Origin of the sequence: Pseudomonas sp. KB_15 (assembly GCF_052114525.1) — a bacterium.
Classification (GTDB): domain Bacteria; phylum Pseudomonadota; class Gammaproteobacteria; order Pseudomonadales; family Pseudomonadaceae; genus Aquipseudomonas.
In genome coordinates, this window is the sequence record NZ_JBFREX010000032.1 from 1 (window position 1) to 22062 (window position 22062).

The following is a 22062-nucleotide window of genomic DNA, read 5'->3' on the forward strand; positions in this document are numbered from 1 at the left end:
TTCCAGAGTGAACAGAAGGATGAAGGCCAACAACGCCAACAGCAGCAGAACCCGCAACAGGCGACTGAATCTACGCACGCCCGTCACCCCGATGTTCGCTGTCAAACTCATCCTCTTCCTCATTCACCCGATCCCGCAGTTCTTTACCCGGCTTGAAATGCGGAACGAACTTGCCGTCGAGACTGACAGACTGACCGGTTTTCGGGTTACGGCCGACCCGTGGCGCGCGGTAGTGCAGAGAGAAGCTGCCAAACCCCCGGATCTCGATACGATCCCCGGTAGCCAGACATTGGGACATTTGCTCAAGCATGGTCTTGATAGCCAGCTCCACATCCTTGGATGAGAGCAGCCCTTGATGGGTGACAATTCGTTCGATCAACTCCGACTTCGTCATATTTTTCCCTTCTTTTTCAAGCAGCTAGGTAAGCGCTTCAAAGGTTTTAGCATGCCCGCACGATTTTGAACAGTCCGAGTTTTGCCATCTATCCCACCACCTCAAAATGCTCGATTCCTGGAAAGTGGAAGACCTCTGAGCAATCACGGCCTCATCGGCAGATCACCAACAGGGTGCGCGTCAGGAAGCCTGCCGGGTTGAATCCAAAGGGGAAGCCCTCCTCCTCTTCCTTGAGATCATCAGACCTCGTCAAAACTTTGTAACCAGCCCCCTTACACTCCTTAGCCGCGCGCTTGTAACACTTTTCCCATTTCGAACCGAGCCCGGAACAATCGACCTCAATACCGCTAACCCCATGCACTACGTGAGTTTTGGCGCTGGTGGTACAACCCGCTAGCGCCAGAACTGCTACTGCGACAATGAGCTTGTTCATTCACTTCCTTTCGCCAGAAAGCCTACCGGGCGATCATTTGTCTCAGGCTAAAGACTAGCTGTTAATAAGCGTTTGATCCGGCTAAACAATCAGACAATTTTTCAGCATTTTTGGTTCACGATTCAAGCGGGTAAAGCCGGCGCGACTCACCAAATTCCAGGTACAAAAAAGGGCGACCGAAGTCGCCCTTTTTTACAGAAAATCAGAACTTAGTTCTGTTTTTCCATTTGTGCACGCAGCAGGTCACCCAGAGTGGTGGCCACAGGAGCATCAGTAGCTACTGGCTTGTCGCGCAGGCTCTGGATTGCTTCTTTCTCGTCTTCAACGTCTTTCGACTTGATCGAGAGCTGAATTACACGGCTCTTGCGGTCAACGCTGATGATCTTGGCTTCTACTTCTTCGCCTTCTTTCAGAACGTTGCGCGCGTCTTCAACGCGGTCACGGCTGATTTCGGAGGCTTTCAGAGTCGCTTCGATATCGTCGGCCAGAGTGATGATGGCGCCTTTAGCGTCAACTTCCTTCACGATGCCTTTAACGATGGCGCCTTTGTCGTTCTCTTGAACGTACTCGGAGAACGGATCGCTTTCCAGTTGCTTGATACCCAGGGAGATGCGCTCGCGCTCTGGGTCAACCGACAGGATAACGGTGTCCAGCTCGTCGCCCTTCTTGAAGCGGCGAACGGCTTCTTCGCCCACTTCGTTCCAGGAGATGTCGGACAGGTGAACCAGACCGTCGATGCCGCCGTCCAGACCAATGAAGATACCGAAATCGGTGATCGACTTGATGGTGCCGGAGATTTTATCGCCCTTGTTGAACTGGCCAGAGAAATCTTCCCATGGGTTAGATTTGCACTGCTTGATGCCCAGGGAGATACGACGACGCTCTTCGTCGATGTCCAGAACCATAACTTCCACTTCGTCGCCGACTTGTACGACTTTCGAAGGGTGGATGTTCTTGTTGGTCCAGTCCATTTCGGAAACGTGTACCAGACCTTCAACGCCTTCTTCCAGCTCAGCGAAGCAGCCGTAGTCGGTCAGGTTGGTTACACGAGCGGTAACGCGAGTGCTTTCCGGGTAACGGGCTTTGATAGCAACCCATGGATCTTCGCCCAGTTGCTTCAGGCCCAGGGAAACACGATTGCGCTCGCGATCGTACTTCAGAACCTTGACATCGATCTCGTCGCCAACGTTGACGATTTCGGAAGGATGCTTGATACGCTTCCAAGCCATGTCGGTAATGTGCAGCAGGCCATCGACGCCACCCAGATCGACGAATGCGCCGTAATCGGTGAGGTTCTTGACGATACCTTTGACTTGTTGGCCTTCCTGCAGGGATTCCAGCAGAGCTTCGCGCTCGGCGGAGTTCTCGGCTTCCAGGACGCTGCGACGGGAAACGACAACGTTGTTGCGCTTCTGGTCCAGCTTGATGACCTTGAATTCCAGCTCTTTGCCTTCCAGGTGCGTGGTGTCGCGCACTGGACGGACGTCAACCAGAGAACCTGGCAGGAACGCACGGATGCCGTTAACGTCGACAGTGAAGCCGCCTTTAACCTTACCGTTGATAACGCCCTTGACCACTTCTTCGGCTGCGAAGGCTGCTTCCAGAACAATCCAGCATTCAGCGCGCTTGGCTTTTTCACGGGACAGCTTGGTTTCACCAAAGCCATCTTCAACCGAGTCCAGAGCAACGTGAACTTCGTCACCGACGTTGATGTTCAGTTCGCCAGCGTCGTTGTAGAACTGCTCAAGCGGGATGAGTGCTTCAGACTTCAGGCCAGCGTGAACGGTTACCCAGCGAGCCTGGTAATCGATATCAACGATAACACCGGTGATGATGGAGCCTGCCTGAAGGTTCAGGGTTTTTAGGCTTTCTTCAAAGAGTTCCGCAAAGCTTTCGCTCATTTTAATTCCTGTTGATGAGGGCGAAGAATACGCCCATCTCCACACCCCAGACGGTGTGGGTTAGTTTCATTTAAAAGAAGCCACCGCAGGACTATGACTGGTCCCCTGCGGCCTTCTTGGTCACCCGGCGATATCGCGAATGGCGATCTCGCTCATGATGCGTTCCAGCACCTGGTCGATGGATAATTCCGTGGAATCCAGCTGTATGGCGTCAGCCGCCGGTTTGAGCGGGGCTACCGCTCGCTGGGTATCACGCTCATCGCGCGCACGTATCTCATCTAGCAGACTCGACAGACTAACACCCTCGACCTTGCCCTTCAACTGCAAATATCGACGGCGTGCCCGCTCCTCGGCACTGGCGGTCAGAAAAATCTTCAGCGGCGCGTCAGGAAAAACCACGGTGCCCATGTCGCGACCATCCGCCACAAGGCCCGGCGCTTCCTGAAAAGCACGTTGGCGCTGCAACAGCGCCTCGCGTACAGCTGGCAGCGCAGCCACCTGGGAAGCGCCGGAACCGACGCTTTCGGTGCGAATGACATCGCTGACTTCGTCACCTTCCAGAATGATGCGTTGCAACTGACCGTCCGTCGCCGCGATGAATTGCACATCCAGATGAGCGGCAAGTTTCTTCAGCAGCTCTTCATTGGTCAGGTCGACACCATGGTTATGCGCAGCGAAGGCCAGCAATCGGTACAACGCACCGGAATCGAGCAGGTTCCAGCCCAGGCGCTTGGCCAGGATCCCGGCTACCGTGCCCTTGCCCGAGCCGCTTGGTCCATCGATGGTGATGACCGGTGCAATGTTGTTCACGACTGCGCCTCTTGTGCCACGCGAATACCGACCTGTGCGCACAGCGCCAGGAAGTTCGGGAACGACGTCGCGACGTTGGCGCAATCATGAATGCGGATCGGCGCACTGGCGCGCAGCGAAGCAACGCTGAACGCCATGGCGATACGGTGATCGCCGTGACCGTGCACTTCACCGCCGCCGATCTGGCCGCCGTCGATGATGATGCCATCCGGAGTTGGCTCGCACTTGACGCCCAGCGCCAGCAAACCATCAGCCATGACCTGGATACGGTCCGACTCCTTGACCCGCAGCTCTTCGGCACCCCGCAATACGGTGCGCCCTTCGGCACACGCGGCAGCCACGAACAGCACCGGGAACTCGTCGATCGCCAGTGGAACCAGCGCCTCGGGAATCTCGATACCTTTGAGTTTAGCTGCACGTACGCGCAGGTCTGCTACCGGTTCGCCACCCACTTCACGCTGGTTCTCCAGGGTGATGTCGGCGCCCATCAGGCGCAGGATGTCGATCACACCGGTACGGGTCGGGTTGATGCCGACGTGCTCCAGCACCAGTTCCGAACCTTCGGCGATCGACGCCGCCACCAGGAAGAACGCCGAGGACGAAATATCACCCGGGACTTCAATGTGGGTCGCGGTCAGCTTGTTACCGGACTCGACCGATGCGGTCGCACCGTTGACCGTTACCGGGTAGCCGAAGCCACGGAGCATACGCTCGGTATGGTCACGGGTCGGAGCAGGCTCGGTAACCGTGGTCTTGCCTTCGGCATACAGACCGGCCAACAGCAGGCAGGACTTAACCTGGGCACTGGCCATCGGCATGGTGTAGGTCAGCCCCTTGAGCTTGTGGCCACCACGAATGGTCATCGGCGGACGACCTTCAGCGGCGGTTTCGATCACCGCGCCCATTTCACGCAGCGGATTGGCCACGCGATTCATCGGGCGCTTGGACAGCGAAGCGTCGCCGGTCAGGGTGCTGTCAAAGTTCTGCGCAGCCAGCAAACCGGACAACAGACGCATCGAAGTACCGGAGTTGCCCAGATAGATCGGGCCCGGCGCCGGCTTCAGGCCATGCAGGCCGACACCGTGAATGGTCACGCGACCGTGGTGCGGGCCTTCGATCACGACGCCCATGTCACGGAATGCCTGCAAGGTCGCCAGGGCATCTTCGCCCTCGAGGAAGCCTTCGACTTCGGTGACACCTTCAGCCAGGGAACCGAGCATGATCGAACGGTGGGAAATCGATTTGTCACCCGGTACGCGAATCCGACCGGACAGGCGGCCACCAGGTTGAGCCAGGAAAATCAGATCGTTGGAATTCATAGCGTCCACATAGGCCCTGCGGGCCAGGATTTTACTGAAATGCTCGCGGGCAACCCGGGCGCGAGTGAAAACGCCCAACAATTGGTGCCCATCCCCTGCATCGACCGCGTCGCGCAAGGCGTCGAGGTCGCTGCGAAATGTATCGAGTGTGCGCAGGACAGCCTCACGGTTGGCGAGGAAGATGTCGTGCCACATGACCGGGTCGCTTCCGGCGATTCTTGTGAAATCGCGGAAACCGCCCGCAGCGTAACGGAAGATCTCAAGATTTTCATTGCGCTTGGCCAGTGAGTCGACCAAACCGAACGCCAGCAAGTGCGGCAGATGACTGGTCGCGGCCAGCACTTCGTCGTGACGTTCGACCTGCATGTGCTCGACATCGGCGCCCAGCTCGCGCCACAAACGGTCGACTACTGCCAAGGCTGCCGGATCAGTCTGATCCAGCGGAGTCAGGATCACTTTGTGGCGACGGAACAGCTCGGCGTTGGAGGCTTCCACCCCGCTTTGCTCGGAACCGGCAATGGGGTGCCCCGGCACGAAGCACGACGGCATACTGCCAAATGCCTCGGTGGCCGCACGCACCACATTACCCTTGGCACTGCCGACATCGGTCAGGATCGCTTGCCCCAGATCCATGCCGGCCAGGCGTGCGAGCACTTTCTCCATGGCCAGGATCGGCACCGCGAGCTGGATGACGTCGGCGCCCTGACAAGCGACGCCCAGGTCTTCCTCGCAGCGATCCACCACACCCAACTCGACCGCGAGTTTGCGCGATTGCGGATCGAGATCGACCCCGACCACTTCGCGGCACAGACCGCTTTCACGCAAACCCTTGGCAAACGAACCGCCGATCAACCCAAGACCGACCACCACCAGGCGACCGATCATAGGTTCAGCAGATTGCAGCGCAGTGACATCAACCACGAGCCAGAACCTTGGTCAGCGCTTCAAGGAAGCGGCTGTTCTCTGCCGGCAGGCCAATGGTGATGCGCAGGTGATTCGGCATGCCGTAATTGGCCACCGGACGCACGATCACGCCCTCACGAAGCAAGCCCTGGAACACCGGGGCCGCGACTTGACCGAGATCGACGCAGATGAAATTGCCTTTGGACGCAATCCAGCTCAGCCCCAGTTCACGGAAACCGGCTTCCAGTTGCTGCATGCCGGACTCGTTCAACTGGCGACTTTGCGCCAGATATTCTTCGTCCTTCAACGCCGCACAAGCAGCGGCCAGGGCCAGACTGTTGACGTTGAACGGCTGGCGTACACGGTTCAGCACGTCTGCGACCACCGCCGTGGACAAGCCATAACCCACGCGCAGCGCCGCCAGGCCGTAGGCCTTGGAGAAGGTGCGGGAAACCAGCAGGTTCGGATAAGCCGCCAGGAAGTCCAGGCCATCCGGCAGATCGCTGCCTTCGGCGTACTCGATGTAGGCCTCGTCCAGTACGACCAGCACATGCTCCGGAACATCCTGCAGGAATTCGTCCAGCGCCTCGGCGTCGAACCAGGTCCCGGTCGGGTTGTTCGGGTTGGCGATGAACACCACGCGGGTATTGGCATCGATCGCCGCCAGCATGGCAGGCAGGTCATGCCCCCAGTCTTTGGCCGGGATGACCTTGGCCTGTGCGCCGACTGCCTGAGTGGCAATCGGGTAGACCGCGAACGCATGCTCGCTGAACACGGCGTTCAGGCCCGGTGCCAGATAGGCACGTGCGACCAATTCAAGAATGTCGTTGGAGCCATTACCCAGCGTCACTTGATTCAGTTCGACACGGCACTGCTCGGCCAGCAGGGTCTTGAGCGCAAAACCGTTGCCGTCCGGATAGCGGGTCAGCTCGGCCAGCGCCTCGCGGATGGCCGCCAGCGCCTTGGGGCCAGGGCCCAGCGGGTTTTCGTTGCTCGCCAGTTTGACGATGCTGGCTGGATCGAGGTCCAGCTCACGCGCCAGTTCGTCCACGGGCTTGCCCGGAACGTAAGGCGAAAGTTGTTGCACGCCCGGCTGTGCCAGAGCGAGGAAATTGCCACTCATTTGCTACCGCCCCTTAGAGAACTGCTTTCGGGTAGGAGCCCAGCACTTTGAGTGCCACTGCTTCCTGACTGATCTTTTCCAGCACACCTTTGACCAGCGGGTCGCGATGATGGCCGACAAAATCGATGAAGAACACGTAGGTCCATTTACCGCTGCGCGACGGACGAGTCTCGATTCGCGTCAGGTCGATGCCATTGTCGTGGAACGGCACCAGCAACTCATGCAGCGCACCTGGCTTGTTGCTCATAGAGACGATGATAGAAGTCTTGTCGTCGCCGGTCGGCGGCACTTCCTGATTACCGATCATCAGGAAGCGCGTGGAGTTGTCCGGGCGATCCTCGATCTTCTCGGCCAAACGGGTCAAGCCGTACAGGCCGGCCGCCATGTCGCCGGCAATCGCCGCCGAGTTCCACTCGCCCTTGACCCGCTTGGCGGCTTCGGCGTTGCTGGACACCGCCACACGCTCGACATTCGGGTAGTGGGAGTCCAGCCACTTGCGGCACTGGGCCAGGGACTGGGCATGGGAGTAGATGCGGCTGATGCTGTCGGTCTTGGTGTTTTCACCGACCAACAGATGATGGTGGATACGCAGCTCGACTTCGCCGCAGATCACCATGTCATGTTCGAGGAAGCTGTCGAGGGTGTGGTTGACCGCACCTTCGGTAGAGTTTTCCACCGGCACCACGCCAAAATTCACCGCACCGGCCGCCACCTCACGGAACACTTCGTCGATCGCCGCCATCGGCTTGCTGATCACCGCGTGACCAAAGTGCTTCATGGCCGCTGCTTGAGTAAAGGTGCCTTCAGGGCCGAGATAAGCCACTTTCAGCGGCTGCTCGAGCGCCAGGCACGAAGACATGATTTCACGGAACAACCGCGCCATCTCTTCGTTGCCCAGCGGCCCCTGATTACGCTCCATGACACGCTTGAGCACTTGAGCTTCGCGCTCAGGACGATAGAACACCGGCACTTCGCCTTCGGCCAGCGAGGCCATCTTTACTCGCGCGACTTCCTGGGCGCAGCGCGCACGCTCACTGATCAGCTCCAGGACCTTTTCGTCCAGGGCATCAATGCGCAGACGCAGTGCCTTGAGTTCTTGCTCAGACATTAGCCGTGTTCCTTCTCGAACTCTGCCATGTACGAAACCAGCGCGTTGACGGCGTTGATGTCGACGGCGTTATAGATGGAGGCGCGCATACCGCCCACGGAACGGTGACCCTTGAGGTTCAACAGACCACGCTCGTCGGCACCGGCCAGGAACGGCTTGTCCAGACGATCGTCTGCCAGGCGGAATGGTACGTTCATCCACGAGCGGTCCGACTTGTTGATCGGGTTGCTGTACAGGCCGCTGGCATCGATGAAGCCATACAACGTGCGCTGCTTGACTTCATTGAGCTTGCCGATGGCTTCGACACCGCCCTGCTCTTTCAGCCACTCGAACACCAGGCCGGACAAGTACCAGGCCAGTGTCGGCGGGGTGTTGTACATCGAACCGTTATCGGCCGCGACCTTGTAGTTGAGCATGGTCGGGCAAATGGAGCGGGCGTTGCCCAACAGGTCTTCGCGAACGATGTTGACCACGATGCCGCTCGGACCGATGTTTTTCTGCGCGCCGGCGTAGATCATGCCGAAGCGCGAAACATCCACCGGACGCGACAGGATGTCGGAGGACATGTCAGCCACCAGCGGAACATCACCGGTTTCCGGAATCCATTGGAACTCCAGGCCGCCAATGGTTTCGTTCGGCGCATAATGAACGTAGGCCGCGTCTTTCGACAGCGTCCATTCGTTCTGGCCGGGAATGGCGAAATAGTCGTAGGGCTTGGCGGTGCCGGCAACGTTGACGTGGCCGTAGCGCGACGCTTCTTCGATGGCTTTCTGCGACCAGATACCGGTGTCGATATAGTCGGCCGAGCCGTTTTCCGGCAACAGGTTCAGCGGAATCTGAGCGAATTGCTGGCTGGCGCCACCTTGCAGGAACAGCACTTTATAGTTCGAGGGGATATTCAGCAGATCACGCAGATCCTGCTCGGCCTTGGTGGCAATGGACACGAACTCATCACTGCGATGGCTCATTTCCATGACCGACAGACCCTTGCCGTGCCAATCGAGGAGTTCACCCTGGGCGCGCTGCAGGACAGCTTCGGGAAGCGCCGCAGGACCGGCACAGAAGTTATAGGCTCTCTTGCTCACATCCAATCTCGCTCTGATTTGGTGGTATCACGCAGTAAATCGCAACATCAATCGACACTCTGTAGGAGCGAGCTTACTCGCGAAAAACCTGAGAACGCCGCGGGATGCCTGGCTTCCCGCGTCATCGTTAACGTCCATCGCGAGCAAGCTCGCTCCTACATGGGTGTTCTTAATTTCCAAAGGGACAAACAACGAGGGGGCGAATTCTCATCCGCCCCCTGCTTACCCGCTTATTCCTGTGGTTCTTCGTCAGCAGCGGCGTCGAGTTGCTGGTCTTCGGCAACGTCGTCAATTACGACCTCACCGACAAACCCGTCACCCTCTTCACCTTCGAGCTCTTCACCCTCGACTTCCGACGGCTCCTGAACCCGCTCCAGCCCAACCAGCGTTTCATCGTTGGCCAGTTTGATCAGGGTCACCCCCTGGGTGTTACGGCCCAGGCTGGAGACTTCGTCGACACGGGTACGGACCAGGGTGCCCTGGTCGGAAATCAACATGATTTCCTCGCCGTCGAGCACCTGTACCGCACCGACCAGACGGCCGTTACGCTCGTTGCTGACCATGGCGATAACGCCCTGACCGCCACGCTTGTACTCAGGGAACTCGGTGATCGCCGTGCGCTTGCCGAAACCACGCTCGGAAGCGGTGAGGATCTGGCTGCCTTCTTCCGGGATCAGCATGGAAATCAGCTTCTGGCCTTCCGGCAGACGCATGCCGCGCACGCCGCGGGCGGTACGGCCCATGGCGCGAACGTCGGACTCCTTGAAGCGGGTAACCTTACCGCCGTCGGAGAACAGCATGACTTCACGCTCGCCATCGGTGATGGCCGCGGAAATCAGCACGTCGCCTTCGTCCAGTTCCAGCGCGATCAGGCCGACGCTGCGTTGACGGCTGAAGGATTCCAGCGGGGTCTTCTTCACGGTGCCGTTGGCGGTGGCCATGAAGATGTAGTGACCTTCGGTGTACTCCTCGACCGGCAGCATGGTGGTGATGTACTCACCGTCGTCCAGCGGCAGCAGGTTGACCAGCGGACGACCACGGGCAGCGCGGGACGCCTCAGGGATTTCGTAGGTTTTCAGCCAGTACACCTTGCCCTTGCTGGAGAACAGCAGCAGCGTGGTGTGGCTGTTGGCAACCAGCAGGTGAGCAATGTAGTCCTCATCCTTGACGCCGGTTGCCGACTTGCCTTTACCGCCACGACGCTGGGCCTGGTACGCAGCCAGCGGCTGGGTCTTGGCATAGCCACCGTGGGAAATGGTCACGACGCGCTCTTCTTCCGGGATCATGTCACCCAGGGTCAGGTCGAGACGGGCATCGAGAATTTCAGTACGACGCACGTCGCCGTATTCGGCGCGAATCACTTCCAGCTCTTCGCGGATCACTTCCATCAGGCGCGTGGCGCTGTTGAGGATGCGGATCAGCTCGCCGATCTGGTTGAGAATCTCCTGATACTCGGCCAGCAGTTTTTCGTGTTCCAGACCGGTCAGGCGGTGCAGACGCAATTCCAGAATGGCTTGCGCCTGTTCCGGCGACAGGAAGTACTTGCCGTCGCGCAGACCGTATTGCGGATCGAGGTTTTCCGGACGGCACGAATCGGCGCCGGCACGTTCCACCATCGCCACCACAGCCGAGGACTCCCAAGGGGTGCTGACCAGCGCTTCCTTGGCTTCCGACGGCGTTGGCGAGGCCTTGATCAGGGCGATGACCGGATCGATGTTCGACAGGGCAACCGCTTGACCTTCAAGGATGTGACCACGCTCGCGCGCCTTGCGCAGTTCGAACACGGTACGACGGGTCACCACTTCGCGGCGGTGACGGACGAAGGCTTCCAGCAGGTCCTTGAGGTTCAGGATCCGCGGACGGCCATCGATCAGCGCAACGATGTTGATACCGAACACTGCTTGCAGCTGGGTCTGGGCGTAGAGGTTGTTGAGGATGACCTCAGGCACTTCGCCGCGACGCAGCTCGATCACCACGCGCATACCGTCCTTGTCGGACTCGTCGCGCAGTTCGGTGATGCCTTCGAGCTTCTTCTCTTTGACCAGCTCGGCGATCTTCTCGATCAGACGCGCCTTGTTCAGCTGGTAAGGGAGTTCGGTGATGACGATCTGCTGGCGGCCACCGACCTTGTCGATGTCTTCGATCATCGAGCGGGCACGCATGTAAATGCGGCCGCGGCCGGTGCGGTAGGCTTCGATGATACCGGCGCGACCATTGATGATCGCGGCGGTCGGGAAGTCCGGACCGGGGATGTATTGCATCAGTTCATCGACAGTCAGCTCGGGGTTGTCGATGAGCGCCAGGCAACCGTCGATGACTTCACCGAGGTTGTGCGGCGGAATGTTGGTCGCCATGCCCACGGCGATACCGCTGGAGCCGTTGACCAGCAGGTTGGGAATACGGGTCGGCATGACCGCCGGGATCATTTCGGTGCCGTCGTAGTTCGGCACCCAGTCCACGGTTTCTTTATGCAGGTCAGCCAGCAGCTCGTGCGCCAGCTTGGTCATGCGCACTTCGGTGTATCGCATGGCCGCGGCATTGTCGCCGTCCACCGAACCGAAGTTGCCCTGGCCGTCTACCAGCAGGTAGCGCAGGGAGAATGGCTGCGCCATCCGGACGATGGTGTCGTACACCGCAGTATCACCGTGCGGGTGATACTTACCGATCACGTCACCGACAACACGGGCAGATTTCTTGTACGGCTTGTTGAAGTCGTTGCCCAGCTCGCTCATCGCGAACAGCACACGCCGGTGCACGGGCTTCAAGCCATCGCGCGCATCCGGCAGTGCCCGCCCGACAATTACGCTCATCGCATAGTCGAGGTAGGACTGCTTCAGCTCGTCTTCGATATTGACCGGGAGGATTTCTTTGGCCAGTTCGCCCATGAGAAGCCTGATTCCTTTTTCTGGTGAAACTTCGTCAGGACCAACGAAGCTCGCCGATACAGGCTGAGTGCCATGTACCGACTTACGACAAATCAACGAGTTATGCCATGGATCTGCGCAGTAAAGGTCACCCCGCGGGGCAACCATGGAAACCGCCGAATGTTATCACAAGAGCCKCCACGCACCTATCCCCCAGATGCGCATGGAGAGTAGTTAGTTGACCGGTGACAGGCCTGAAGGGGACGAGAGAGGCTTAGAGCCGCTGCGAATGCTGAATTCGGGGCCGAATTACGGATGTTTATTGACTTTCAGACCTTAATCGCCAGCAGGCTGGCTCCCACATTGATCTGTGTCGATCACAAAACCTGTGGGAGCCAGCCTGCTGGCGATGGCGTCCTTTCGAACGCCACGGCCAATCAATGCAGACGCTTACGGCACATCAACTGCGCCATCTTCGCCGTATCCGGGCGTTCGACGATGCCTTTTTCGGTGACGATCGCATCGATCAGGTCCGCCGGCGTCACGTCGAACACAGGGTTGAAGGCATTGACGTCGGCCCCGACGCGCTTGCCACCGACCTCCAGCAACTCGCGACCATCACGCTCTTCAATCGGAATGTCATCACCGCTGGCCAGGTTCATGTCGATGGTCGAACTCGGCGCCACCACCATGAAGCGCACGCCGTGGTGCATGGCGTTGACGGCCAGTTGATAGGTGCCGATCTTGTTGGCCACATCGCCATTGGCGGTAATCCGGTCAGCACCGACGATGACCCAGGTAGGGCCTTTGGTCTTCATGATATGCGCCGCGGCGGAATCGACATTGAGGGTCACGGGAATGCCTTCATTGGCCAGTTCCCATGCGGTCAGTCGCGAGCCCTGCAGCCATGGGCGGGTTTCGTCGACATAGACCTGCTCGACCATCCCCTCGATGAATGCACCACGAATCACCCCCAGCGCCGTGCCAAAGCCGCCCGTGGCCAGCGCGCCGGTGTTGCAGTGGGTCAGGATCGCCTGAGCGTTGCCCTGATGCTTGCGGATCAGGTCGACACCCAGTTGCGCCATGGTCAGGTTGGCTTCGCGATCACTTTCGTGAATGGCGATGGCCTCGGCCTCCAGCACCTCCAGCGGATCGGCATTGTCTTTCAGGCGATCAAGCCGATCGTGCATGCGACCCAGCGCCCAGAACAGGTTGACCGCAGTAGGACGGGAATCGGCCAGGAGCATGAAATCCTCTTCCAGCGCAGCGTACCAGTCGCCACCTTCGGCAATCCGGGCGCGGGCCGCCAGTACGATGCCATAAGCGGCACTGATACCAATTGCCGGCGCACCGCGCACCACCATCGAGCGAATGGCCTCGGCCACGCCAGCGGCGCTGGTGTAGGCGATCCAGTTTTCCTCGAACGGCAAAATACGCTGATCCAGCAGATGGAGAGCGCCATCACGCCAATCGATGGCCTTTACCTTTTCCGCAGCCAACAGTCGATCGCGCATCCCTCACCCCGCACTCATGAACAAAAGCCGCCGATTATAGCGATCCCCCCGCGAAGACGCTCGGGTATACTTCGCCATCCTTTACAAAAGCACTGGAACCGACCCTCGATGCCGAACACTGCCGCTGCGCTCGACCTGTTATTGCTGCCGACCTGGCTGGTACCCGTCGAACCCGCTGGTGTTGTCCTCAAGGAACATGGCGTGGGYATCCGTGATGGACGCATCGTGTTTATCGGCCCACGTTCCGCCGCGCTGAAGCTTAACGCAACCGAAATCCGCGAATTGCCCGACATGTTGCTCAGCCCCGGGCTGATCAATGCCCACGGGCACGCAGCGATGACGCTGTTCCGTGGCCTGGCCGATGACCTGCCATTGATGACCTGGCTGGAAAACCACATCTGGCCCGCCGAAGCCAAGTGGGTCGACGAGGACTTCGTGCGCGACGGCACCGACCTTGCCATCGCCGAGCAAATCAAAGGCGGCATCACCTGTTTCTCTGACATGTACTTCTTCCCGAAGGTTGCCAGCGAGCGCGTGCACAACAGCGGTATTCGCGCGCAGATCGCGATTCCGATCCTCGATTTCCCTATTCCGGGCGCTGCTACGGCGGACGAAGCCATCCGTCAGGGCGTCGAATTGTTTGGCGATCTCAAGCACCACGAGCGCATCAAAATCACCTTCGGCCCCCATGCACCCTACACCGTAGGCGACGAAAACCTGGAAAAAATCCGGGTGATTGCCGAAGAACTGGACGCCTCGATCCACATGCACGTGCATGAAACGGCGTTCGAGGTGCAGCAATCGGTCGAGCAACGCGCAGAACGGCCACTGGCCCGCCTGGCTCGCCTGGGCTTGCTGGGACCGCGCTTCCAGGCGGTTCACATGACCCAGATCAGCGATGAAGACCTGGCACTGCTGGTAGAAAGCAACAGCAATGTGATTCATTGCCCGGAGTCGAACCTGAAGCTGGCCAGCGGMTTCTGCCCGGTCGAGCGYTTGTGGSAGGCYGGGGTCAATGTCGCGGTCGGCACCGATGGCGCGGCGAGCAACAATGACCTGGACCTGCTCGGCGAAACCCGCACCGCAGCCTTGCTGGCCAAGGCTGTCGCCGGCTCGGCCACCGCGCTGGATGCCCATCGCGCCTTGCGCATGGCCACCCTCAACGGCGCCCGGGCTCTGGGTATCGAGGCCGAAACCGGCTCGCTGGAAATCGGCAAGGCCGCGGACATGGTGGCTTTCGACCTCTCCGGCCTGGCCCAGCAGCCGGTCTATGACCCGGTTTCGCAACTTATATACGCCACCGGCCGGGACTGCGTGAAACACCTTTGGGTAGCCGGCAAGCAACTGCTCGACGACCGTCGCCTGACACGCCTGGATGAACAACAGCTTGGCGCTGTCGCGAAGGCCTGGGGCCAGCGCATCAGCGGCCGTATCGAATCGTAAGCCCCCCCGGAACACATCCGGGGCAACAGGATTTTTCAAGTTTTAGAGGACTTAGACCATGAGCAACGTCGACTACGCCGAAATCGCCAAATTCGAGGCCCTGGCCCATCGCTGGTGGGACCGCGAAAGCGAATTCAAACCGCTGCACGACATCAACCCCCTGCGGGTCAACTGGATTGACGAACGGGTCAACCTGGCCGGGAAAAAAGTCCTCGACGTCGGTTGCGGCGGCGGCATCCTCAGCGAAGCCATGGCCCAGCGCGGCGCGACCGTCATGGGTATCGACATGGGCGAAGCGCCGCTGGCGGTTGCCCAGTTGCATCAGTTGGAGTCGGGCGTCAACGTCGAATACCGGCAGATCACCGCCGAAGCCCTGGCCGAGGAGATGCCCGAGCAGTTCGACGTGGTCACCTGCCTGGAAATGCTTGAGCACGTACCGGACCCGTCTTCGGTGATCCGCGCCTGCTTCCGCATGGTCAAGCCCGGCGGCCAGGTGTTCTTCTCCACCATCAACCGCAATCCGAAGGCGTACCTGTTCGCCATCGTCGGCGCCGAATACATCATGAAGTTGCTGCCCCGCGGCACCCACGACTTCAAGAAATTCATCCGCCCTTCCGAACTCGGTGCCTGGAGCCGCATGGCCGGTCTGACCGTCAAGGACATCATCGGCCTGACGTACAACCCGCTGACCAAACACTACAAACTGGCGGCCGACGTGGACGTCAACTACATGATCCAGACCCTGCGCGAGGAATAAGCCGATGCCAATCAGAGCAGTTCTTTTCGACATGGACGGCACCCTGCTCGACACCGCGCCGGACTTCATTGCGATCTGTCAGGCGATGCGTGCCGACCGCGGCTTGCCACCGATGAACGACAAGCACATTCGCGACGAGATTTCCGGTGGCGCCAGGGCAATGGTCGCAGTGACCTTCGCCATGGACCCGGAATCGCCGGGTTTCGAAGAGTTGCGCCTGGAATTCCTGGAGCGCTACCTCGTGGGTTGTGCCGTTCACAGCAAGCTGTTCGACGGCATGGCCGAGCTGCTCGCCGACATCGAAAAAGCCAACCTGATCTGGGGTGTGGTCACCAACAAGCCATTGCGTTTCGCCGAACCGATCATGCAACAGCTGGGACTGGCCGAACGTTCGGCGCTGCTGATCTGCCCGGATCACGTGAAGAACAGCAAACCGGATCCGGAGCCATTGATCCTGGCCTGCAAGATGCTCGACCTGGACCCGGCCAGCGTGCTGTTCGTAGGCGACGACTTGCGCGACATCGAGTCGGGCCGCGATGCCGGCACCAAGACTGCTGCGGTGACCTTCGGCTATATCCACCCGGACGACAACCCGCGCCATTGGGGTGCGGATGTGGTGGTCGATCATCCGCTGGAGTTGCGCAAAGTGCTCGATAGCGCTTTGTGTAGCTGCTGAGATCCGGTTTCAGGCTCCAGGGAAGTGGCGTGATGTCTGACGCCTTCGCGGGCAAGCCCGCTCCCACAGGTTCCCCTGGTGGATACAAAATGTGTGAACACCCTCAGTCTTTGTGGGAGCGGGCTTGCCCGCGAATGGCCGCGCTGCGATCTGTCTTCTGTTTGTGAGGTTTTTATGTTTGATTATTCCGCCCGCCCCGAACTGCTCAAGGATCGGGTCATTCTGGTCACCGGCGCAGGTCGCGGCATTGGTGCCGCCGCGGCAAAAACCTACGCGGCCCACGGCGCAACCGTACTATTGCTGGGCAAGACCGAAGCCAATCTGACCCAGGTTTACGACGAAATCGAAGCTGCCGGCCATCCACAACCGGCGGTCATCCCGTTCAACCTCGAAACCGCCCTGCCCCATCAGTACGATGAGCTGGCCGCAATGATCGAGAGCGAATTCGGGCATCTCGACGGCCTGCTGCACAATGCTTCGATCATCGGCCCACGCACGCCGATCGAGCAACTTTCTGGCGAAAACTTCATGCGGGTCATGCAAGTCAACGTCAACGCCATGTTCATGCTCACCAGCACGCTGCTGCCGCTGCTCAAGCTGTCGCAGGATGCTTCGGTGGTGTTCACTTCCAGCAGCGTCGGCCGCAAGGGGCGTGCATATTGGGGCGCTTACGGCGTCTCCAAGTTCGCCACTGAAGGCCTGATGCAAACCCTGGCTGACGAAGTCGATACCGTGGCCCMGGTACGCTCCAACAGCATCAACCCGGGCGCCACCCGCACCAGCATGCGCGCCCAGGCTTACCCGGGTGAAAATCCACTGAACAACCCGACGCCCGAGGAGATAATGCCGGTCTACCTTTACCTGATGGGCCCGGACAGCACCGGTATCAATGGTCAGGCGTTCAACGCTCAGTAACGACCGTACGTCGCTTTCTGGTGCCGCGCCGGCTTCCCGTCGCGGCACTTGAAGGCTATCGAATTCGAGCCAGGCACCTGCCAAACAAATGTCACACCCAACGCTACATGTGTAGCAAAAAAATCCCAACCAATTGATTTAGCAAAGTTTTTATTCAGCTGAACCGAATGGCACGACTTTCGCTCTAAGTTTGCTCAGACACGCAACGTGAAAGCAGACGGGGTGAAGCGTGAGTGCAGAAGTTACTCATCTTCCACAAAGCAGATTAAACTTGTACGAAATGTCCTACGGGACTGACGGACCAGTACGACGCGCAGCCCTAAGCCGCTCTCACCCTGCTTGTAAGACAGCCTTACTGCTTAGGGGCGCACGCCTTATGAAACCACCTTCCCAGACCAACGCAATTGACTTCGATAGCGCCAAATTGCAGCGCCTGGGCTTTGGTCAGCAGCCGGCCCTTCTGGAAAGGCCCGTCAGTCTTGCGCAATTGCGCCAGCGACTGGGCCTGCAATTGCAAACCAGTCTTGAGCCGCAACGCATTCTTGGGACCTTCTATCGCGAGATTCAGCGATTGGTGCCGCTGGACGCCTTGTGCTACCAGCACAAGAGCACTGACCTGCGCCTGGAGTTCGGCCAACGCGGCCACCACTCCATCAGTTACAGCCTCAGCCACGAAGGCGAACACCTGGGTGAGCTGGTTTTCCGTCGCAATCAGCGTTTCAGCGAACAGGAACAAGGCAATCTCGAATCCCTGCTGGCCGCGCTGCTTTTCCCGATGCGCAACGCGCTGCTTTACCGTACCGCCACCCAAAGCGCACTGCGCGACCCTCTGACGGGTGCCGGTAACCGCATCGCCATGGACCAGACGCTGCAAAGGGAAATCGAGCTGTCCCGACGCCATCTGCAACCGCTGTCAGTGCTGATGCTGGACATCGATCATTTCAAGCAAKTCAATGACACTCATGGTCACAGCACTGGCGATGTCGTACTCAAGGCGGTCGCTGCCTTGATCAAAAACCAGCTGCGCAACGTGGACATGGTGTTCCGCTATGGCGGTGAAGAATTCCTGATCCTGCTGTCGAACACCAGCCGCGAGGCGGCGGCCATGGTCGGTGAGCGGTTGCGGTTTGCAGCGCAGTCTGAAGAGTATCAGGCCGATGGTCATACGATCGTGCTGACGGTCAGCCTCGGCTGTTCGACCCTGTTACCCGGCGAGTCTGCCGAAAGCCTGTTGCGACGGGCAGACAGCGCGTTGTATGTGGCCAAGCGCGAAGGTCGTAACCGGCTGGAGATGGCGGGCTGATATTCAGCCACAACACAAACCAATGTGGGAGCGGGYTTGCTCGCGAAGGCGGCGTATCAGCTGACATCTGAGCTGAATGACACTCCGCTTTCGCGAGCAAGCCCGCTCCCACAGTTGTTTCAAGCAGACATTGAATCAGCCTTCGGCCAGTGCCAACCGCTCACGAACGACCGGCGCTCTCTCTGCGTGCTCCAATTGCATGCAACGTTCGAGAAACAGGTACATATAGTCGTAGCTCTTGCAAACAGCCTGACGCAACTCCACCTGCAGGGTTTTGCTCGGGTTGGTGCCCGCCAATGTGCAGATGATTTCCAGGGCTTCCCATGGATGAGCATCGTCGTACTGGGCATGCATCTTCAGCCACTTCATCGCCCGCTTGCGATCTTCCTCGGGGAACGAGGCGGCATAGATACCGTTGGAGCACACTACCGCCGACCATTCCCCGGTCGCCCCTTCGATGGCGTAGTTGGTGGCGGCAATCCCGACGATCAGCGAGTCGGCTGAACTGGTGTGCCAGCACCAATGGCTCAAGGCGTGAAGCTCCGGTGCTACCTGCTGTGCCTGCAGGTCTTCCAGGCTGACACCGTGCGCGCGGCTCCAGTGCACCCAGTAGTCGGCGTGATTCAATTCGACACGGATATTGCGCATCAGCCAGCGACGGGCCATGTCTTCGCCGGGATGACGGGCAAAACGGGTCTTGGTCAGGTTTTGTGCCATATACAACGCGAACTGTTCGACCACCGGCCAGCCACCGATCAGGTATTGGCGCATGGTCTTCGCACTGAGCTTGTTGTCTCGCATGCGTTGGTACAGTTCGTGTTCGACAACCCGGCGCTTGCTCTCGCTGCAATCCTGGATCAGGCGCTGGGCCCAGGCAGGGTAACTTGCAGCTTCCATGAGCGGTCCGGTTCGGTTGAATGTGTCGATCACTGTCGAGCTCCTTTTGATTGTGATTGTAAGACCGACAGGAGTTTCAACGGAACGTGCCAGGCGCCTTGAGCAACAGCGGCTGGAGCCTGGCAGGACGACTTAGCAGACTATCGCTGGTAAACAGATGCGGGCGTTCAATCACATACCCTTGAGCATAATCCACCCCGATTTCCAGCAATGCCTGCTCGATCTGGGGCGTTTCGACAAACTCGGCAATCGTGCGCTTACCCATCACATGGCCGATGTGATTGATCACTTCGACCATGGCGCGGTTAATCGGGTCGTCCAGCATATCCTTTACAAAACTCCCGTCGATCTTCAGGAAGTCTACAGGCAAATGTTTCAGGTACGCGAATGAGGACATTCCGGCACAAAAGTCATCCAGTGAAAAATAGCATCCTAAGCCTTTGAGTTCATTAATGAATCGAATGGCGCTGCCAAGATTTGAAATAGCACTGGTTTCAGTAATTTCAAAACAAATCATTTCAGGCGGAATCGAATACGTCACAAACTGTTCGCGCAAAAAGTCCAGGAACGCTTCATCCCCGATCGTCGCGCCTGACAGATTGATCGCACACATGGCCAGCGGCCCGTGGCCTTGCTCGGCCCGGCATTGGGCAATGATCTTGAACACGTTCTGCACAACCCAGCGGTCCAGAGAACTCATCAGACCATAACGCTCGGCAGCCGGAATGAAGCTATCGGGCAAGATCATCCGCCCGGCTTCATCATGCAATCGCAGCAGAATTTCAATGTGCCCGCCACCCTGATCGACATGGCCCAAGGGGGTAATTTCCTGGGAGTACAGGCAGAAGCGGTCCTCCTCCAGCGCCATGTGCAAACGCTGCACCCAGGCCATTTCGCCAAAGCGCAGGGACAATTCCGAGTCATCCGGATGATAGACCTGGACCCGGTTCCGGCCTTTTTCCTTGGCCATGTAGCACGCCATGTCGGCAGCACGCAGCGAGGTTTCGAGCGTCGTCGGATTCTGCGCAACGTGGACCAGCCCGATACTGACAGTGGTCACGAAAGGCCGGCCCTTCCAGACAAAATGCAGGTTCTGCACGGTCTGACGCAGGCTCTCGGCAATTTTCTCCGCCGCTTCCGGTGCGCAGTTTTCCAGCAGGATGCCGAACTCGTCGCCACCAAGTCGCGCCAGGGTATCGCCTTCGCGCAGCCCGGATTGCAACAGCGCACAGATATGCCGCAACAGCTCATCGCCCGCTGCGTGGCCGCAGGTGTCGTTGACCAGTTTGAACTGATCCAGATCGAGGAACATCAGTGCATGGCGACCCGAGTAGCGGGTCAGGTTGTGCAGCGCCTGTTCCAGGCGATATTCGAATTCGCGGCGGTTGGCAAGGCCGGTCAAGGCGTCGTGGGTCGCCTGCCACGACAGATTGGCAATGTATTGCCGCTCCTGGGTCATGTCGTGCAGCACCAGCACCGTCCCGCTGACTTTACCGGCATTGCGGATTGGCGCGCCCACCAGCGTGACTGACACCGTGCTGCCGTCCAGGCGTTGAATCAGCTTGGAGTGCTCACTGCCGCCACTGAGTTGGCCGCTGAGAATATGCTCGATCAGGGTGAGACCATCGGTCTGGGCATCTTCGTCCAGCAGGTTGAACAGCGCCGCCAGCGGCAACCCCGTCGCCTGCTCGGCCTTCCAGTGGGTCAACGCCTCGGCCGCCGGATTCATGTAGGCAATCGCACCGGAAACATCCGTGGTGATCACGCCGTCGCCAATCGATTGCAGGGTGATCTGCGCCCGTTCTTTCTCCAACTGCAGCGCATCGGCGAAGGCATGGCGCTGCTTGAGCAGTTTATGGGTGCGCATCAAGGCCAATGCAATCAAGCCCAGCGCGGTGGCGAGGTTGGTCACCAGCAACAGTCGCAGGATCATCCGCGAGCCTTCGCCCAAGGCATCGCTGAAGGCCTTCGCCGCCGGTGTCACACTTTCGTTGATGACGAATATCTGATCCTTCCAGTGCTTGATATCGGCATCGGTGGCCTGCCTGGTGGTGATGCGCTGATGCATCTCCCGCGCAATGGCATCGAGTTGCACCAGATACGCGTCGCCCACCCTCCAAAGGTCGATGGCTTTCTGGTGGTAACTGAAGTGCCGGAAATTCAGGTACAGCCAGATCACACTGGTGATGTCATCCGGATGGTTGCCGCCCTTGAGGATCGCCACACGTGCCGCCTCGATATTCGGCGGTTGATGATCCAGCGCCACACGCAACTCATGCCCGCCCTGAGGCACGGAAATGGCGTTCTGGTATTTATGAAAAATCGCTTCGTCGCCGCTGTCGGCGTAGAGGTTGAGGTAATAGATGGCGTCTTTCTGGCCCTTGGACCACAGGCTTTCGCCGGCAACATAGCCGCGAACCGCCGACAGCACGTAAAGGCTAACGCCGCCCAACAAGGCTTGAAACACCACAACGGCAATAAATGGCCAGACGATGCCCAACAGCCGTGGCGTTCCGAGAGTCCGCGTTTGATTCATGAGGTCCCTTGCATTAGCACTGCTTGCTCGTCTTCCGGACGAAATCGCTGTAGCTAGACTAGGTTGCGATTCCGATCCCGG

General features: G+C 59.0%; 17 protein-coding genes. 5 read left to right on the top strand and 12 right to left on the bottom strand.

Going from position 1 to position 22062, the window contains the following annotated elements:
- Window positions 1-70: 70 nt before the first annotated feature.
- The 10 genes from ihfB to mtnA form a co-directional block, all read right to left on the bottom strand.
- Window positions 71-394, bottom strand: a complete 324-nt coding sequence (ihfB, locus tag AB4Z35_RS21445; protein ID WP_007999939.1) for an integration host factor subunit beta — start codon at window positions 392-394, stop codon at window positions 71-73.
- Between the two features lie 151 nt (window positions 395-545).
- Window positions 546-827, bottom strand: a complete 282-nt coding sequence (locus AB4Z35_RS21450) for a hypothetical protein (RefSeq protein ID WP_007999937.1) — start codon at window positions 825-827, stop codon at window positions 546-548.
- 209 nt (window positions 828-1036) lie between these two features.
- Complete coding sequence (rpsA, locus tag AB4Z35_RS21455) at window positions 1037-2728, bottom strand: 30S ribosomal protein S1 (RefSeq protein ID WP_007973639.1); 1692 nt, start codon at window positions 2726-2728, stop codon at window positions 1037-1039.
- Window positions 2729-2848: 120 nt separating this feature from the next.
- Window positions 2849-3538, bottom strand: coding sequence for a (d)CMP kinase (gene cmk, locus AB4Z35_RS21460; RefSeq protein ID WP_007973641.1), 690 nt, complete (start codon window positions 3536-3538; stop codon window positions 2849-2851).
- Window positions 3535-5742 (bottom strand): bifunctional prephenate dehydrogenase/3-phosphoshikimate 1-carboxyvinyltransferase, encoded by a 2208-nt coding sequence (locus AB4Z35_RS21465; RefSeq protein WP_007999934.1) that lies wholly within the window; start codon window positions 5740-5742, stop codon window positions 3535-3537. Before AB4Z35_RS21465 ends, cmk begins: the two co-directional genes overlap by 4 nt.
- Window positions 5743-5770: 28 nt before the next feature.
- Window positions 5771-6883 carry a histidinol-phosphate transaminase gene (hisC, locus tag AB4Z35_RS21470; protein ID WP_007999933.1) on the bottom strand — a complete coding sequence of 371 codons (1113 nt, stop codon included), beginning with the start codon at window positions 6881-6883 and terminating at the stop codon, window positions 5771-5773.
- A 13-nt stretch (window positions 6884-6896) separates the two neighbouring features.
- Window positions 6897-7991: a prephenate dehydratase gene (gene pheA / locus AB4Z35_RS21475; protein WP_007999931.1), complete on the bottom strand. Its 1095-nt coding sequence runs from the start codon at window positions 7989-7991 to the stop codon at window positions 6897-6899.
- On the bottom strand, window positions 7991-9076 hold the full coding sequence (gene serC, locus AB4Z35_RS21480; RefSeq protein WP_442099284.1) for a 3-phosphoserine/phosphohydroxythreonine transaminase: 1086 nt from the start codon (window positions 9074-9076) through the stop codon (window positions 7991-7993). Before serC ends, pheA begins: the two co-directional genes overlap by 1 nt.
- A gap of 230 nt (window positions 9077-9306) precedes the next feature.
- A complete protein-coding gene (gyrA, locus tag AB4Z35_RS21485; protein WP_007999927.1) occupies window positions 9307-11961 on the bottom strand; it encodes a DNA gyrase subunit A in 2655 nt (884 codons plus the stop codon).
- 416 nt (window positions 11962-12377) lie between these two features.
- A complete protein-coding gene (mtnA, locus tag AB4Z35_RS21490) occupies window positions 12378-13454 on the bottom strand; it encodes an S-methyl-5-thioribose-1-phosphate isomerase (protein WP_277530691.1) in 1077 nt (358 codons plus the stop codon).
- Window positions 13455-13562: 108 nt separating this feature from the next.
- Here mtnA and AB4Z35_RS21495 point away from each other — a divergent pair, with 108 nt between their 5' ends.
- From AB4Z35_RS21495 to AB4Z35_RS21515, 5 genes are all read left to right on the top strand, one after another.
- Window positions 13563-14897, top strand: coding sequence for a TRZ/ATZ family hydrolase (locus tag AB4Z35_RS21495; protein ID WP_442099285.1), 1335 nt, complete (start codon window positions 13563-13565; stop codon window positions 14895-14897).
- Between the two features lie 58 nt (window positions 14898-14955).
- Window positions 14956-15654 (top strand): bifunctional 2-polyprenyl-6-hydroxyphenol methylase/3-demethylubiquinol 3-O-methyltransferase UbiG, encoded by a 699-nt coding sequence (ubiG, locus tag AB4Z35_RS21500; protein ID WP_007985381.1) that lies wholly within the window; start codon window positions 14956-14958, stop codon window positions 15652-15654.
- A gap of 4 nt (window positions 15655-15658) precedes the next feature.
- A complete protein-coding gene (gene mupP / locus AB4Z35_RS21505) occupies window positions 15659-16330 on the top strand; it encodes an N-acetylmuramic acid 6-phosphate phosphatase MupP (protein WP_007999922.1) in 672 nt (223 codons plus the stop codon).
- 174 nt (window positions 16331-16504) lie between these two features.
- Window positions 16505-17245 (top strand): YciK family oxidoreductase, encoded by a 741-nt coding sequence (locus AB4Z35_RS21510; protein ID WP_442099287.1) that lies wholly within the window; start codon window positions 16505-16507, stop codon window positions 17243-17245.
- Window positions 17246-17621: 376 nt separating this feature from the next.
- Window positions 17622-18548: a GGDEF domain-containing protein gene (locus tag AB4Z35_RS21515; protein WP_442099288.1), complete on the top strand. Its 927-nt coding sequence runs from the start codon at window positions 17622-17624 to the stop codon at window positions 18546-18548.
- Window positions 18549-18683: 135 nt separating this feature from the next.
- On the opposite strand, the gene AB4Z35_RS21520 is transcribed toward AB4Z35_RS21515, so the two are convergent.
- Window positions 18684-19445 (bottom strand): TenA family transcriptional regulator, encoded by a 762-nt coding sequence (locus tag AB4Z35_RS21520; RefSeq protein WP_442099289.1) that lies wholly within the window; start codon window positions 19443-19445, stop codon window positions 18684-18686.
- 76 nt (window positions 19446-19521) lie between these two features.
- Window positions 19522-21981, bottom strand: a complete 2460-nt coding sequence (locus AB4Z35_RS21525; RefSeq protein ID WP_442099290.1) for an EAL domain-containing protein — start codon at window positions 21979-21981, stop codon at window positions 19522-19524.
- Between the last annotated feature and the right edge of the window lie 81 nt (window positions 21982-22062).

Excerpts from the sequence above, each read along its gene's own strand:
- ihfB (WP_007999939.1), bottom strand. The coding sequence starts at position 394 with ATGACGAAGTCGGAGTTGATCGAACGAATTGTCACCCATCAAGGGCTG.
- AB4Z35_RS21450 (WP_007999937.1), bottom strand. The coding sequence starts at position 827 with ATGAACAAGCTCATTGTCGCAGTAGCAGTTCTGGCGCTAGCGGGTTGT.
- rpsA (WP_007973639.1), bottom strand. The coding sequence starts at position 2,728 with ATGAGCGAAAGCTTTGCGGAACTCTTTGAAGAAAGCCTAAAAACCCTG.
- AB4Z35_RS21465 (WP_007999934.1), bottom strand. The coding sequence starts at position 5,742 with ATGATCGGTCGCCTGGTGGTGGTCGGTCTTGGGTTGATCGGCGGTTCG.
- hisC (WP_007999933.1), bottom strand. The coding sequence starts at position 6,883 with ATGAGTGGCAATTTCCTCGCTCTGGCACAGCCGGGCGTGCAACAACTT.
- pheA (WP_007999931.1), bottom strand. The coding sequence starts at position 7,991 with ATGTCTGAGCAAGAACTCAAGGCACTGCGTCTGCGCATTGATGCCCTG.
- gyrA (WP_007999927.1), bottom strand. The coding sequence starts at position 11,961 with ATGGGCGAACTGGCCAAAGAAATCCTCCCGGTCAATATCGAAGACGAG.
- mtnA (WP_277530691.1), bottom strand. The coding sequence starts at position 13,454 with ATGCGCGATCGACTGTTGGCTGCGGAAAAGGTAAAGGCCATCGATTGG.
- ubiG (WP_007985381.1), top strand. The coding sequence starts at position 14,956 with ATGAGCAACGTCGACTACGCCGAAATCGCCAAATTCGAGGCCCTGGCC.
- mupP (WP_007999922.1), top strand. The coding sequence starts at position 15,659 with ATGCCAATCAGAGCAGTTCTTTTCGACATGGACGGCACCCTGCTCGAC.
- AB4Z35_RS21520 (WP_442099289.1), bottom strand. The coding sequence starts at position 19,445 with ATGGAAGCTGCAAGTTACCCTGCCTGGGCCCAGCGCCTGATCCAGGAT.
- AB4Z35_RS21525 (WP_442099290.1), bottom strand. The coding sequence starts at position 21,981 with ATGAATCAAACGCGGACTCTCGGAACGCCACGGCTGTTGGGCATCGTC.